This window comes from Enterobacter vonholyi (genome assembly GCF_008364555.1).
Lineage (GTDB): Bacteria > Pseudomonadota > Gammaproteobacteria > Enterobacterales > Enterobacteriaceae > Enterobacter > Enterobacter vonholyi.
The window spans coordinates 515,047-528,897 of the sequence record NZ_VTUC01000006.1 but is presented as its reverse complement, the minus strand read 5'-3'; the positions used below and the strand labels follow the sequence as shown (position 1 = coordinate 528,897).

Sequence of the window (13,851 nt, the reverse complement as noted above, 5' to 3'; positions counted from 1 at the left end):
CTTGAGGTATTGGTTTATGTCGTTGAAAAAGTCGTCCCTGATTGTCCTGTTCTCGCTGCTTTTCTTCTTTGTTGTCAGCACCGTCACCAGCGTTGGCCTCATCATTAAAAGTAATAATTCGCTGGATAACGTCAACAAAGAGATCCAGGTTGTGCTGTCCATTATTGACCCCATCAACCACAGCCGTACGCTACGCGTGAGGGTTATGGAGTATGTGAAGATGGTGGAAGCGGGTAATACTGCCGACGAGGCTGCCAAGCTTGCCGCCGTGAAAGAGGCGCTGACCAAAGCGGACCACGCCTTTGCGGCCTTTATGGCGTCGCCGCGTCTGCCGGATGAAGCGCCGCTGGTGACAGCCTATCAGGACGGCTGGCAAAACTACCGCAACCAGGGGCTGGCGCCGCTGATCGACGCCGCCGAGGCGCACGATGTGGCTAAATTCAACGCGCTGATCCCGGAAGTCTCCCGCCTTGACCGCCAGTACGAGATCGTTCTCGACCAGGTGCTTTCCGTCCACCAGAAATACGCCAAAAGCCTGAACGAAGATGCGAGCAGTAACTTCGTCTCTGGCCTGGCGATCGTTGCCGCTATCGCCAGCCTGTTTGTGGTGGTGATTATCGCCGTCAGCCTGCTGATGAAGCGCTTTGTCTTTGCGCCGATCAACCTGGCGCGCGAGCACTGCAGCCAGATTGCGGCAGGCAAGCTGGACATTCCGGTGCCGGTGAAGGGGAGTACAAGCAACGAAATCGACCATCTGATGGGCTCGATGGAGCAGATGCGTCAGGCACTGCTGGCGACAATCGCCCAGGTGCGCGATGCGAGCCATACCGTAACGCACGCAGCGCAGGAGATTGCCTCCGGAAATATCGACCTGGCGTCACGCACCGAACAGCAGGCTTCGGCGTTAACCCAGACGGCGGCCAGCATGGAAGAGCTGAGCGCGACGGTGGCGAACAATACCGACAACGTTTATCAGGCCGGTAAACTGGTGCAGGACGCGGTGAAAAATGCCCACACCGGTGAAGCGGTGACTCGTGAAGTCATCGACACGATGAATACCATCGCGGCGAACTCGAAGCGCATTGAAGACATCACCAGCGTGATTAACAGCATCGCCTTCCAGACCAACATCCTGGCGCTGAACGCGGCGGTTGAAGCGGCGCGCGCCGGTACGCAGGGTCGCGGCTTTGCGGTCGTGGCCAGCGAAGTGCGCACTCTGGCGCAGAAAAGCGCGGTGGCGGCTAAGGACATTGAAAGCCTGATCGCGCAGTCGGTATCCAGCGTGAAAAACGGTGCGGAGCTGGTGAGCCGCTCGGGCGAGGTGATTGACTCGATCATTACGTCGGTGAATAAAGTGAATACTCTGATGGAGCAGATCTCCGTCGCATCTGAAGAGCAGAGCCGCGGGATCGGCCAGGTCGGGCAGGCGGTGACCGAAATGGACGGCGTGACCCAGCAGAACGCCGCGCTGGTGCAGCAGTCCGCCGCGGCAGCGGCCTCGCTGGAAGAGCAGGCGCAGCAGCTTTCACGGAGTATTTCGAGTTTTAGGTTGCCGGTGCAGGCTTGATTGAATGAGGGAGGCTCCGCAAGGAGCCTTTTTTGTACCTGGCATAACCGTAACTGTATAATTCAGGAGATCTCTACAGGCAGCACAAATCTAATATTAACTATCACCAGGGAAAGTTATGTTAATCATTTTTAGTGGGCTACCCGGCAGCGGTAAAAGTACCGTTGCAAAAATTGTTGCTCAAAGGCTGGGGGCTGTTTATCTGCGGGTTGATACCGTTGAGCAGGCCATTCGTTCAGTTTCTGAACCCGGCCAGAAAACGGGTCCGGAGGGCTATTTTGCCCTCTATGGCTTAGCAAGTGAGAATCTTAAGCTGGGCTCCACCGTTGTGACCGATTCCGTTAATGATATTAACCTTGTGCGAGATGCTTTCCGCAATATTGCTCTGTCGTTGAAGGTGCCTTTCCTGGAAGTTGAAATTGTCTGCTCAGACGAAAAAGAACATCGTTTTCGCGTAGAGAACAGAGTCTCTGATATTCCAGGGCTCACGCATCCTGACTGGGAACAGGTTAAAAACCGTGAGTACGAAACCTGGGAAAGAGAACATCTCATATTGGATACCGCCCTGTTATCAGCTGCAGAGTGTGCAGATAAAATCCTGGAAATTAAGAACGCTCTAAACCGGCCTTAAACGGTGAACAAGCGCCAGCAATGGCTTTCACGGGGCGTGTGAAAATACGCTCCCCGCAAAATTATTCATTCCCCCAAGCAATATTTGCCTCCCTCATCCGTCTACCTCATCACAAGCCATAATCAGTTACTGTAAACGAGGTAAACACCATGAGAGATTTTGAAATGCACGGCAGAGGTCACGGGCGCGGATTCGGTCGTCACCGTATGGGCAAGGGCTTAGTCATCGGCGCGGTGATTTTCATCGTGCTCGGCCTGCTGGTGATGTCCCTGTGGAACGCCTTGCTCCCGGCGATCCTGGGCGTGAAGGCCATCGGATTCTGGCAGGCGCTGGGCATTCTGGTGCTGAGCCGCATTCTGTTTGGCGGCTTAGGTTTCCGCCCCGGGATGTTTGGCGCGCACCGCCGGATGCACGAGCGCTGGATGAACATGACGCCCGAACAGCGCGAGGCGTTTATTCAGCAGCGTCGCGAAGGGTTTGGTCGCCACGGTCGCGGGCACTGCGGCTGGCACGGTCATCGTGACGATAAGCGCGATGAAGCCACGCCAAAAGCGCCGGATGCAGAGTGAGCGAGATGAAAGCCGGGGAGACGGGCGGATCCATGCTGATGTCGGCGCTCAATGCCTGCCGCGCCCGGCTGAAAGCCTTCATTCGCGGACGGATCTCCGTGCGCGATGATGCCGACGACATTTTGCAGGAAGTGACGTATCAGCTGATGAAAGTGGAGCAGCCGGTCGAAAACGTCGCCGCCTGGCTGTTCCGCGCGGCGCGTAACGAGATGACCGACCGGGCGCGCAAAAAGCGTGAGGTGTCGCTCTCCGGCTATTTTACGGGCGAAGACGACGAGGGTTTTCCGGAAGACGAGCTGGCCGAAACCCTGTTCGGCGTACCGCACACGCCGGAAGAGGAGTACCTCAAGACGCTGCTGTGGGAAGAACTGGGGCAGGCGCTGTCTGAACTTCCTCCGCCGCAGCGGGAGGTATTTGAAAAGACCGAGCTCCACGGCTACAGCATCAAAATGCTGGCAGAGGAGACCGGCGCCAGCGAACAGGCGCTGTTATCCCGCAAGCACAAGGCGGTGCTGTTTCTGCGCACGCGGCTGCGGGACGTCTATGACGCGCTGACGGGCGAATAGCGGCGACAGACAAAACCTTACACTTCCGGCACTTGTAGATTCATCACTATCGTTTATGATCGGGGCGTCTTGTCACTCTGGAATGTTATGCGCAACCGTCAGCTCCTCGGAAAATGGCTTTTGATTATCACCTGTCTTGCGATGGCGCTTTGCCTCGTGCAGCGTGCGGTGATGCTCAACCATTTTTTACAGGGACTGGATCCGCAGATTTCTCTGAGTGCTGATGCCCCAACGCAAACCAGCACCGAGCAGTCCGGGCCATCGCCCTGTCAGCTAGGCGCTCACTCGCTTCTCTGCGCCCAGCCGCTGTTCTTCGACGGTGCGTTACCGGCCATTATTATCTTCTTCGCGCTGCTGCAGCTGTTTACGCAAGGGCGGGCACTGGCTCCCGCGGAACAGCCCGTTCAGGCACCGCCTCCCCGAATACACCTGAAAAACTGCGTTTTCCGTGAATGATAAACATCGTCCTCACACGATAATTTTTCACTGTTCACGGAGTACAACATGGTTAACCTCTTCAGGGGATTCGTCTTCCTGTGGCTGTCCTGCATTGGCATTGTCCATGCGGCGGACACCGGCTGGCTGGTCTCCCCACAAAACGATCACGCCCGCATCCGCTTTCAGGCGGAGAGGGAACAAACGCACATTAAGGGTCTGCTCACCGTTGAGCTAAAGCCCGGCTGGAAAACCTACTGGCGATCGCCGGGCGAGGGCGGCGTGGCGCCGAAAATCAGCTGGCCGGACGGCATAACGGACAGCTGGTCCTGGCCGGTTCCGTCGCGTTTCGATATCTCCGGCATGACGACGCAGGGCTATCACGATAAGGTCACTATCCCGATCGTTCTCGACGGGGTGAAGGGCGACACGCTCGATGGGACGCTGACGCTCTCTACGTGCAGCAACGTCTGCCTGCTGACGGACTACCCGCTGCATCTCGATTTTACCCAGCCGGTGGATGAGGGCTTCCGCAGCGACTTCGAGCAAGCGATGCGCGCCGTTCCAGGCACGTCTGGCGTATCCACGGATCTCTCCGCCTGGCTCTCTGGCGACAAGCTGGTGATTACCGGCACCACGGATGGGAAATGGGACAATCCGGGGATCTACTTTGATCCGCTGGAGGGCGATATTCTGCCCGGCGAGCCGGTTATTAAACATGACGGCACTGCGCTTCGGGTGACGGTACCCGTGACCGACGAATGGGGAGACAAACCCGCCTCGCTGGCAGGCAAAAGGCTGTCGTTTGTGCTGACCAACGGCGATCGGGCGCAGCAAACCACCATGACCGTTGGGACAACGCCCGAAGAGACCTCCGCGCCGGGCGGGACGGGAAAAATGGTGCTCTTTGCGCTGCTGGGCGGGCTGATCCTGAACCTGATGCCCTGCGTGCTGCCGGTGATGGGCATGAAGCTTAACAGCATCCTTCAGGCGGGATCGGACAGGCGTACCATCCGGCTACGCTTCTTCGCCACCAGCGCCGGGATCCTCACCTCCTTTATGCTGCTGGCCGGGATGGTCACCGCGCTGAAGCTGGCCGGAGCGTCGCTGGGGTGGGGCATTCAGTTCCAGAACCCGTGGTTTATCGGCCTGATGGTCGCCGTGACCTTCCTGTTTGCGCAGAACCTGTTTGGAGCATTTGAAATGCTGCTGCCTTCTTCTGCCGCAGGACGGCTGGCGACGGCAGGGGGATCGGGGATCGGCGGCAGCTTTTGCGAAGGGATGTTCGCCACTCTGCTGGCGACGCCGTGCTCCGCGCCGTTCCTCGGTACCGCGGTCGCCTTTGCCCTTGGCGCGCCGCTGCACGCCCTGTGGCTTATCTTCCTGATGCTGGGCGTGGGCATGAGCCTGCCGTGGCTGTTCGTTGCCCTGGTGCCGAAAACGGCCATGCTGCTGCCAAAACCCGGCCGCTGGATGAACACGCTCAAGGTCATCCTCGGCCTGATGATGCTGGCCTCCAGCCTCTGGCTGGCGACGCTGTTGAGCGTGCATCTGGGCGAGGCGGTCAGCCAGATCGTGATGCTGGGGCTGACTGCCGTCGCGCTGGTGCTGTTTGCGCTAAAGGGGCAAAAATCTTCGCCGCTGTTCTGGCTGGTGGTCATCGCGCTGTCGGCGTTCGGCGGGTATCAGGTGCGCGGTCTGCTTAACGCGGCGCCTGACGCTCCGGCACAAAACGTTGCGCAGACTATCCCGTGGCAGCCGCTCAGTGAAAAGGCTATCGAGAACGCGCTGGCGCAGGGGAAACGGGTGTTTGTGGATATTTCCGCGGACTGGTGCGTGACCTGCAAAGTTAACGAGCATCGGGTGCTCAGCCAGCCGGACGTGATTGCCGCGCTGCGCCAGCCGGACGTGGTGGCCCTGCGCGGAGACTGGAGCCAGCCGTCCGCGTTTATCGCGGATTTTCTGACGAAGCGAAACCGCTACGCCATTCCGTTTAACGCGGTGTATGGCCCCGGCCAGCCTGATGGCGAGATCCTCTCGCCGCTGCTGGACAAGCGCACCCTGGTCACCACCCTGAACAACGCAAAAGGCTAACTGTGTCATGAAAAAACTCTTTATTACGCTGCTGCTCCTGCTGGCCCCGCTTCAGGTATTCGCCGCGCAGCCGCTGACGCCGGACCAGGAGCAGCGTGCGCAAAAGATGATCGCTGATTTCCTGTTTAACGATCCGAACTCCCCGCGCATCGGTGCGAAAAACCCAAAGCTCACCCTGGTGGTGTTTACCGACTACAACTGCCCGTACTGTAAAAAATTCGATCCGTACCTGGAGAAGATTGTCGAAAAACACCCGGACGTGGCGGTGGTCTTTAAGTTTTTACCTTTCCGCTCGGAAAGTTCGCTGACCGCCGCACGAGACGCGTTAACCGTCTGGCGTGCGCATCCTGAGCAGTTTATGAAGCTGAACCATACCCTGATGGCGAAAAAGGGGTACCACGATGACGCCAGCATTCAGGAGGCGCAAAAGCGGGCGGGCGTGAGCGTGACGACGCCGGATGAGGAGAGTTTTCTGACGATCAGGCGAAGCCTCATTGTGGCGGAAAAAATGGGGATCCAGGGCACGCCCGCCACGCTTATCGGCGAGGGATTGCTTCCCGGCTGGGTGCCGTTCGAACAGTTCGACGAAATGGTCAGTGAAGCACTGAAAAACCGCTAACCTGAAGGGGGCGTAATGCCCCCGATAAACCGGAGAGGGAAATGAAAAAATTACTGTTACTTTCGGCGCTGGCGACGTCAGGGCTGGTACAGGCGGCTGAAGCCATACCGGACGTGGTGAAGCAGTTCAGCGAGCAGCAGCAGATCAAAATCATCAAGAAGCTGGATGCGCCGGGCGGAGCGCCAGCCTGGCTCGGGCAGTATCAGGATATGGGCGTGACGCTCTTTCTCACGCCGGACGGCAAGCACGTGATCTCAGGCTATCTTTATGATGACAAAGGGAAGAACCTCAGCGAGGGCTACTTCCAGAAAGAGATTTACGCCCCGATGGGACGCGAGATGTGGAAAAACCTCAACGCGGCGCATCCCCTGAAGGAAGGGGCGGATAACGCCCCGCGTAAGGTCTTTGTCTTTGCCGATCCGTTCTGTCCGTACTGCAAGCAGTTCTGGTCCGAGGCGCAGCCGTGGGTGAAGGCCGGTAAGGTGCAGCTCAATACGCTGCTGGTGGCGTTCCTCAACCCCAACAGCGGACGCAACGCCGCCGCTATACTGAACGCGAAAGATCCGGTTGCTGCCTGGCGCGAATACGAGCTTTCCGGCGGCAAAAAACTGCCCAAGCCTGAAGGGGACGCTTCTCGCGAAACGGTTGAGATCCTGCAAAAACATCAGGCGCTGATGGACAGCCTGGGCGCAAACGCCACGCCGGCCATTTACTATCTGAATGCGGAAAACGAGCTGCAGCAGGTGGTGGGTATGCCGGATGCCCAGCAGCTTGAGGCGATGTTCGGGCCGAAGCCGTAAAAGACCAGGCAGAAACGGGGCGTTTCTGCCTGGTGGTCACTCAGCTACCCCAGCGTCCACGGAGATAGTTTACCGCCTGCTGGGTCTGCGGCTGGTTCAGGTAATCTTCCCGGAACAGGATGGTGCCGTTGACGTTGGGCAGCGAATCGTTGAGATCGAGCTGTTTTTTCAGCTCCGGCACGCCGCCCTGAACCGTCCAGTCCGGCTCTTTTTTCGACGGCTCGCCCACCTTATAGAACGCAATGCCGATATACAGGCGAGTGTGGGTCGGCTTGACGACGTCGGCCCACCATCTGGTCAGCACGTCGTAGCGCGCGGCATCCCGGGAGAAGGGCCAGTAAATCTGCGGCGCGATGTAGTCCAGCAGGCCCTGCTGCACCCACTGACGCGTATCGGCGTAGGATTCATCATAGGCCGCGGCGCCGCGGGTGTCGGAGCCTGCCGGGTCAAAGGAGCGGTTACGCCACACGCCCGCCGGGCTGACGCCAAACTCCACGTTGGGCTTTGTCTGCTTGATCGCGCGGGAGACCTGGACAATCAGCTGCTGCGTATTGTGTCTACGCCAGTCGGCTTTTGAGGCAAACCCCTGGCCGTACTGCCGCCAGCTCTGCGCGTCATTGAGCGCGGATCCCGGCGATTCGGCATAGAAGTAATCATCAAACTGCACGCCGTCTACCGGGTAGTTCGCCACCACTTCGGTCACCACTTTGGTTATCCAGTCCCGCACGTCGGGAATACCCGGGTCGAGCACAAAGCGGTCGCCCGAGATGCGGATCCATTCCGGGTGCTGGACATAAACGCTGGACGGCGTCTGGTATGACGTCCGGTTAAGGGCGGCGATGGTGGACGGCTTGGTGTTGGTCGATACGCGATAGGGGTTAAACCAGGCATGGACCTTCATGCCGCGCCTGTGCGCTTCATCAAGCATAAACTGCAGCGGATCGTATCCCGGATACTCACCGATGTTGCCTGTCAGCATATCTGACCACGGTAAAATTTTAGATGACCAGAGCGCCGTGCTGTCCGGCTTCACCTGGAAAAATACCGTGTTGATGCCGAGCTGCTTAAGGTTGTCGAGCTTTGCAATCAGCGCCTGCTTTTGCATCGCGATGCGCTGGTCCGCGCTGCGGCCATTCACCGAGGCCACCGGCGGCCAGTCGAGACGCGAGACGGTCGCCAGCCAGATCCCGCGCATCGGCTCGTTTGCCTGCGGCGTCGGTTTATTGACGGTGGGAAGAGGGGTAACCAGTGATTTGGGTGGTTTTGAGGAGCAGCTTACAAGTAAAAGTGCGCAGGCAGCCAGCGCACCAATCCGTTTTACGTGTCGCGTCATTTGCGTATTAGCTCTTGATAATCCTGCTGTTGGCCCAGGGATTAAATGCGGGCGCCGCCTGCTCTGTATTTCCCTCATCATCGAGAGAGTCCAGATACAGGGCTTCGACCTCCGCGCGCGCCCACGGGGTACGGCGCAGAAATTTCAGGCTCGATTTAACGCTGGGGTCTTTTCTGAAACAGTTAATTTTGATTCGGTCGCCCAATTCGCTCCAGCCATATTTCGCCACCAGGGCGTTGACCATCATCTCCAGCGTTACGCCATGCAAAGGATCTTTGGAAATATGTGCAGTCATAGGCGTCCGGATGTCTCGATTTTTAGGTGATTGGGATAAACGCTGAAAGGGTACAAGAAAGCAGGGGAAGCGGCAATTTTCCTTTTCCCCTCGCTCATCTTATAACGGACTCCGTGCGCTGATTTTCACCGATAATTTTTCCCGCGCTGTTTTCAATCGTAAACCGAATCGACACGTCATCCTGGCCCTCGGGCGTAGCCGTAAGCGTTTTAACCATCGCTCCCGAATCTGCTGCGATCGTCATCGTTGTCGTGCCTTTTGCCAGCACCTTGTCGCGCTGCGTGATGCGCCAGCTCAGGCGGCATTCGCGGCACGGTTTCCAGGTGTCGTTGATGGCCCACAGACGCACGCTCCCCGCCGCCCCGGATTGCCACTGCGCCGTCACCGGTTCAATGGACGGCAAAACAGGCTGGTAGGCGCGTTTTAAGGCGTAAAACCCGGCTTTAGGCTTACGCAGGTAGTCCACCACGCCCCAGTTGATGGAGGGCCAGGTTTCTACAAACATGAAGTGGAACAGGGCCGTCACCGGCTGGTATCGCTGTCGACGGTAGCTCTCTGCCGCCGTGGCCACCAGCTGAGACTGGTACGCCTGAGTATTGCGGATCATCGCCTGAATGTTCTTCCCGCGCGGAATACCGGCAAACTTAAAGGTCTGGAAGGGCTGAAAATTATGGTATTTCCAGACGGTCCAGCCGGGATCGTCAGCGGCGGTCGTTTTTGGCCAGAGCGACGCCGCCGGGATGATGGTTTTTAGCGTTGACAGGCGGGGAAGCGCCTGCGCGCCGAACTCGGTGATGATCCCCGTTTTGGCCGGAGCAAGCAGGTCGCGTACGGTACCAAAGTACCAGCCCGCCCAGTAATGCTCCTCAACGGCGGAAAAGCGATGCACGATGCGCGAAGTATCTTCGGAAAGCGTATCCGCTACCTTTTGCGTGAGTTCGCGGTTGAGGTTTTTATTCCAGTCCGGGAAGCGTTTTTCCATCCAGGGCGAGTTCCACGGCGGTTCGTTATGCCCGCCCCAGACGATAATGGCGGGGGAATTACCGAACTGTTCGATCATCTCCCGCGTCTGTCGAACCGCATTTTCCGTGAAAGCCGCACTGTTGTTGTAGCCCCACTGCAGCGGAACATCCTGCCAGATCATCATGCCCATCTCATCGGCCACGTCATACAACGCACGTCCGGCAACGTGTCCGTGCACGCGTATGGCATTGGCGTTCATGGCTTCCACCAGACGAAGATCGCGACGGTATTTTTCTCGCGTCATGGTGCTGAGCCAGGGGGAGCCGATGTAATTGCTGCCCTTAATGAAAAGGCGTTTGTCGTTAATGAGCCAGCCCTTATTGTCGGGCTGCTCGACGATCTTGCGCAGCCCGGTGCGGGTGACCGCCGTATCCATCAGGCCGTTTTCATCCCGCAATGCCACGCGAATGGTATACAGGTGGGGTTTTCCGGTACCGACGGGCCACCACAGTTTTGCCTTCGGCATAGGCAGCGTCACCTGCACGGAATGGGCGCCGCTTTCGAGGGTAACCGGAAAGTCAGCCTGGAAGCGATTGCCGCTGAAATTGGCGGGCGTGGCGGTGAGCCGCACGGTCGCTGGGCCCTGGCCGAGCGCCCGATAGCGAATATCTGCTTTCAGCGCGGGGTGCGTCAGCCCCTGTGACCAGTCTGGTCGCAGGATGGTCTCATCCAGGGTAGCGCCCCGGCTAAGATGCAGCCTCACCGGTGCCCAGATGCCGCCCGAGTTGGCGTCCTGTCCTTGCGGCGACCAGGCCCCGCCGGGACGCGTGTCATGCTGGTTAAGGATCCCTTTCATGAGCGTTTTATGCAGCGGCCAGACCTTATTGGGATCTTCGTAAGGGCTGTCCACCCTGACCACCAGTCGGTTGTGACGTTGTAACGCCTGGCTGGCATCCAGCGAAAAGCGCTGAAAATAGCCCTCATGTTGGCCGAGCTGCTGGCCGTTCAGGGTGACCTCGGCCAGGTAATCGACGCCGTCAAAAACCAGGGTGCTCATTACGTCGGGCGGCTGCACGGGCAGGGAAAAGGCGTGCTTGTACCACAGCGCGCCCTGATGATCGTATCCGGCGCTGTACCAGTTGGCGGGGACGTGAAGCGGGCGCCAGCCTGATGCAGCAGGATGCGCGCTATTATTGGCGTCCTGAACCTGCCATTCTCCAGCAAGAGACCAGCTGACCGGTGCAGAGTTAGCCACAGTGTGGGTGGTCAACAGGGCAAAGAGCAGCGCGCAGTTGCGAGCGTTCATGCGTTTACCCCGCGCGCGTTGAGCCACGCCATCAGGCGCAGCGATTCCTTCTGAAGCTGCTGGTTTAGCGTCGCAAGCTGTTGCCCCTCCAGCGTGTGCGCCTCGCTCTCCAGCACCTGTAGTTGCTGTGCGAGCGTGCTGAAGTCCAGGGTGACGGCTTCTCCTCGCAGCTTGTGGGCCGCGCGGCGCAGCGCTTCACGATCGTCGCTGTCGATAGCCCGGGTGATGGCCTTCATGGCCTCCTCCAGCCCTTCGCCAAACAGGGCCAGCAGCTCCTGAACCAGCGCAGGGTCGTCAGCGCACTGCTTCAGCAGGCGTGCTTCATCCGGGAAGTCGGAAGGGGCATCGTGGCGCGGAAGCACGCGAGCAATCTCTTCAGCGAGACGCTCCTGGCTGATGGGTTTGGCAATGTAGCCGTCGAAACCCATCTGAAGACAGCGCTCTTTATCCCCCTGCATGGCGTGTGCCGTCATGGCGACGGTGGGCTGAGCCGGGCCGGGGCGGGCGCGTTCTTCTTCACGCAGCAGGCGAATGGCGGTTTCACCGTCCATCTCTGGCATCTGAAGATCGATCAGCAAAACGTCCCACACGCCCGCGCGCCAGCGTTCCAGCAGCGCGACGCCATTATCGACGATCTGACAGGTGTGCCCGAGCCGCTCGAGCAGGCGCGCAGCGACCTTCTGGTTGACCAGATTATCTTCCGCAAGCAGGACCCTGAGCCCGGCTGTGTCCGGCGCGACGGTGGGCGCGGGCGCGCTTTCACTCACCGTCTTCGGCGCACGTTCAAACGCCGCAGCAATCGCCTGATGCAATTCATTCTGGGCGATAGGTTTATGCAGGTAGTTCTGGATACCGATCCGCTTCAGCATATTGATATCAAAATGTCGGCTCATGGAGCTCAGCATGATGATGTGGCTCTCAGCAACCTGCGGCAGCACCGAAAGTTCGAGAGCCAGCGACACGCCGTCCATATCCGGCATCTGCGCGTCCAGCAGGATCAGCGGCCATGCCGTCCCGGTTTTAACCCGGTTGATGGCCTCGCTGGCGTTATTAACGCAGGTGGGTTTCAGCCCCATCTGGCTAAGCATGGCGGCCAATAGCCGCAGGTTGGTCGCGTTATCATCAACCACCAGCACGGGCTCCCCGTTAAAGCGATGGCTATGCCGGCGTTCCTCCGGGCCAGGCGCCTGGGCCGCAAGCGGCAGCGCGAAGGAAAATTCGCTGCCTTTCCCCGGCTCGCTGGATACCGTTAATTCGCCGCCCATCGCCGCGACCAGTCGCGCAGAGATGGTTAGCCCGAGCCCCGTACCGCCATAGCGGCGCGTGGTTGAGTTATCCGCCTGGCTGAAGGCTTCAAAAATGGCTTTCTGCTTATCTGCCGGTATGCCAATGCCGCTGTCGCACACCCGGAAACGCCATCGATCCGCGCTATCGCCGGGCTCAACAATCAGGATCACTTCCCCCTTATGGGTAAACTTCAGCGCGTTGCCCAGCAGATTGGTCAGGATCTGGCGCAGCCGCGCGCCGTCGACCAGCAGCACGTCGGGAACGTCGGGCGCAATATCGACCAGCAGCTCGATGCCTTTTTCGCTGGCTCCCGGCATGTGCGGGCGAATAAGCGACTGAATAAAGGGGCGGACCGGGACGGGCTCCGCCTCCAGCTCCACTTTTCCGGCTTCAATCCGGGAAAAGTCGAGAATATCGTTAATGATGTGCAGCAAAGACTGGGCAGAACTCATTACCAGCGTCAGGTAATCGCGCTGATCGGCGCTGAGCGCCGTATCCAGGCACAGCTGGGTCATGCCAATAATGCCGTTCATGGGGGTGCGAATTTCATGGCTCATATTCGCCAGGAACGCGCTTTTCGCCTCATTGGCTTTTTGTGCCTCAATGGCCGAGGCGAACGCCTGAATTTCAGCCTCCTTGCGGCGCGTAATATCCTGCAGCGTGCCAATCACGCGCTCGGCGTTTCCCTCAATAGAGAGCGTGACCACCTGGCCGGAGAGCAGCATCCAGCGCAGTCCTTCGGTAGGGTGATGCACGCGAATTTCACATTCAAAGACCGGGCGATGATCCTGCTTCGAAGCCTGTAGAGCCTTGCGCAGCGCTGCGCGATCGTCCTCGTGAACCTGGTTAAGTAAAAAACGCACCGGATATCGCCACTGGGTGCGCGACTGGCCCAGCATGGCAAGCAGGGTGTCGTTCACCTGGAGCGTGTCGCCGGAAACCTGCCAGTCCCAGATCCCGATATGGATGGATTCCGCCGTCAGCAGAAAATCGTCATGCAGCTGGTGCCGCGCCCGCTGTGCTTCATCCAGCTCGGTAATATCGCTGTGCAGGCTGACAATGCCGCCGTCCGCAAGCCGCTGATGCTGGACGAAGATGCGCCGCTGGCCCGCCTGCCGCACTTCGCAGTGTTTATCCTGCCGACAGTTGCGCACGATCGACTCGCGCAGCGTCTGACGCAGGCCGGGGTCGACGTTGTAAACGGCGTCGATAAAGCGTTCCGCCAGCGACTCCAGCGTTGTGCCCGCCTTCAGCCACGGGGTAATGACCGGATAAAAAAGGGCCACGTTGTGATTCCAGGCCTGCAGGCGTTCCTCGGAGTCATAAATCATGACGGCGGCCGGCAGCGCGTTAAGATCGTTCGTGAATGCGCTCATCGTGATCCTC

The 13,851-nt window shown here is 58.9% G+C and carries 12 protein-coding genes; 8 read left to right on the top strand and 4 right to left on the bottom strand.

Translation table 11 applies throughout. From position 1 onward, the window contains the following. Positions 1 to 16: 16 nt before the first annotated feature. The 8 genes from F0319_RS11220 (at position 17) to dsbG (ending at position 7,281) form a co-directional block, all read left to right on the top strand. Positions 17 to 1,567 (top strand): methyl-accepting chemotaxis protein, encoded by a 1,551-nt coding sequence (locus F0319_RS11220; protein WP_149366949.1) that lies wholly within the window; start codon positions 17 to 19, stop codon positions 1,565 to 1,567. Between the two features lie 118 nt (positions 1,568 to 1,685). Then, on the top strand, positions 1,686 to 2,198 hold the full coding sequence (locus F0319_RS11215) for a P-loop nucleotide/nucleoside kinase family protein (RefSeq protein WP_111963596.1): 513 nt from the start codon (positions 1,686 to 1,688) through the stop codon (positions 2,196 to 2,198). 149 nt (positions 2,199 to 2,347) lie between these two features. Continuing rightward, on the top strand, positions 2,348 to 2,767 hold the full coding sequence (locus F0319_RS11210; RefSeq protein ID WP_111963595.1) for a hypothetical protein: 420 nt from the start codon (positions 2,348 to 2,350) through the stop codon (positions 2,765 to 2,767). 5 nt (positions 2,768 to 2,772) lie between these two features. Further along, positions 2,773 to 3,333, top strand: a complete 561-nt coding sequence (locus tag F0319_RS11205) for an RNA polymerase sigma factor (protein WP_188035103.1) — start codon at positions 2,773 to 2,775, stop codon at positions 3,331 to 3,333. Between the two features lie 87 nt (positions 3,334 to 3,420). Continuing rightward, positions 3,421 to 3,789, top strand: coding sequence for a hypothetical protein (locus F0319_RS11200; protein WP_039266435.1), 369 nt, complete (start codon positions 3,421 to 3,423; stop codon positions 3,787 to 3,789). 48 nt (positions 3,790 to 3,837) lie between these two features. Further along, positions 3,838 to 5,862, top strand: a complete 2,025-nt coding sequence (locus tag F0319_RS11195; protein WP_149366947.1) for a protein-disulfide reductase DsbD family protein — start codon at positions 3,838 to 3,840, stop codon at positions 5,860 to 5,862. A 7-nt stretch (positions 5,863 to 5,869) separates the two neighbouring features. Beyond that, on the top strand, positions 5,870 to 6,481 hold the full coding sequence (locus F0319_RS11190) for a DsbA family protein (protein WP_048029937.1): 612 nt from the start codon (positions 5,870 to 5,872) through the stop codon (positions 6,479 to 6,481). A gap of 41 nt (positions 6,482 to 6,522) precedes the next feature. Beyond that, on the top strand, positions 6,523 to 7,281 hold the full coding sequence (gene dsbG, locus F0319_RS11185) for a thiol:disulfide interchange protein DsbG (RefSeq protein WP_133294455.1): 759 nt from the start codon (positions 6,523 to 6,525) through the stop codon (positions 7,279 to 7,281). A 40-nt stretch (positions 7,282 to 7,321) separates the two neighbouring features. On the opposite strand, the gene F0319_RS11180 is transcribed toward dsbG, so the two are convergent. The 4 genes from F0319_RS11180 to F0319_RS11165 all read right to left on the bottom strand — a co-directional run bounded on the left by F0319_RS11180 (position 7,322) and on the right by F0319_RS11165 (position 13,841). After that, positions 7,322 to 8,614 (bottom strand): glycoside hydrolase family 10-like protein, encoded by a 1,293-nt coding sequence (locus tag F0319_RS11180; protein WP_149366946.1) that lies wholly within the window; start codon positions 8,612 to 8,614, stop codon positions 7,322 to 7,324. A gap of 7 nt (positions 8,615 to 8,621) precedes the next feature. Next, positions 8,622 to 8,909, bottom strand: coding sequence for a VF530 family protein (locus tag F0319_RS11175; RefSeq protein ID WP_111963589.1), 288 nt, complete (start codon positions 8,907 to 8,909; stop codon positions 8,622 to 8,624). 94 nt (positions 8,910 to 9,003) lie between these two features. Further along, positions 9,004 to 11,178 (bottom strand): glycoside hydrolase family 2 protein, encoded by a 2,175-nt coding sequence (locus F0319_RS11170; RefSeq protein WP_149366945.1) that lies wholly within the window; start codon positions 11,176 to 11,178, stop codon positions 9,004 to 9,006. Next, complete coding sequence (locus tag F0319_RS11165) at positions 11,175 to 13,841, bottom strand: hybrid sensor histidine kinase/response regulator (protein WP_149366944.1); 2,667 nt, start codon at positions 13,839 to 13,841, stop codon at positions 11,175 to 11,177. The genes F0319_RS11170 and F0319_RS11165 overlap by 4 nt, the downstream gene beginning before the upstream one ends. Positions 13,842 to 13,851: the final 10 nt, after the last annotated feature.

Coding starts and splice junctions, on each gene's coding strand:
- F0319_RS11175 (WP_111963589.1), bottom strand. CDS start 8,909: ATGACTGCACATATTTCCAAAGATCCTTTGCATGGCGTAACGCTGGAG.
- F0319_RS11210 (WP_111963595.1), top strand. CDS start 2,348: ATGAGAGATTTTGAAATGCACGGCAGAGGTCACGGGCGCGGATTCGGT.
- F0319_RS11180 (WP_149366946.1), bottom strand. CDS start 8,614: ATGACGCGACACGTAAAACGGATTGGTGCGCTGGCTGCCTGCGCACTT.
- dsbG (WP_133294455.1), top strand. CDS start 6,523: ATGAAAAAATTACTGTTACTTTCGGCGCTGGCGACGTCAGGGCTGGTA.
- F0319_RS11165 (WP_149366944.1), bottom strand. CDS start 13,841: ATGAGCGCATTCACGAACGATCTTAACGCGCTGCCGGCCGCCGTCATG.
- F0319_RS11170 (WP_149366945.1), bottom strand. CDS start 11,178: ATGAACGCTCGCAACTGCGCGCTGCTCTTTGCCCTGTTGACCACCCAC.
- F0319_RS11205 (WP_188035103.1), top strand. CDS start 2,773: ATGAAAGCCGGGGAGACGGGCGGATCCATGCTGATGTCGGCGCTCAAT.
- F0319_RS11190 (WP_048029937.1), top strand. CDS start 5,870: ATGAAAAAACTCTTTATTACGCTGCTGCTCCTGCTGGCCCCGCTTCAG.
- F0319_RS11195 (WP_149366947.1), top strand. CDS start 3,838: ATGGTTAACCTCTTCAGGGGATTCGTCTTCCTGTGGCTGTCCTGCATT.
- F0319_RS11215 (WP_111963596.1), top strand. CDS start 1,686: ATGTTAATCATTTTTAGTGGGCTACCCGGCAGCGGTAAAAGTACCGTT.
- F0319_RS11220 (WP_149366949.1), top strand. CDS start 17: ATGTCGTTGAAAAAGTCGTCCCTGATTGTCCTGTTCTCGCTGCTTTTC.
- F0319_RS11200 (WP_039266435.1), top strand. CDS start 3,421: ATGCGCAACCGTCAGCTCCTCGGAAAATGGCTTTTGATTATCACCTGT.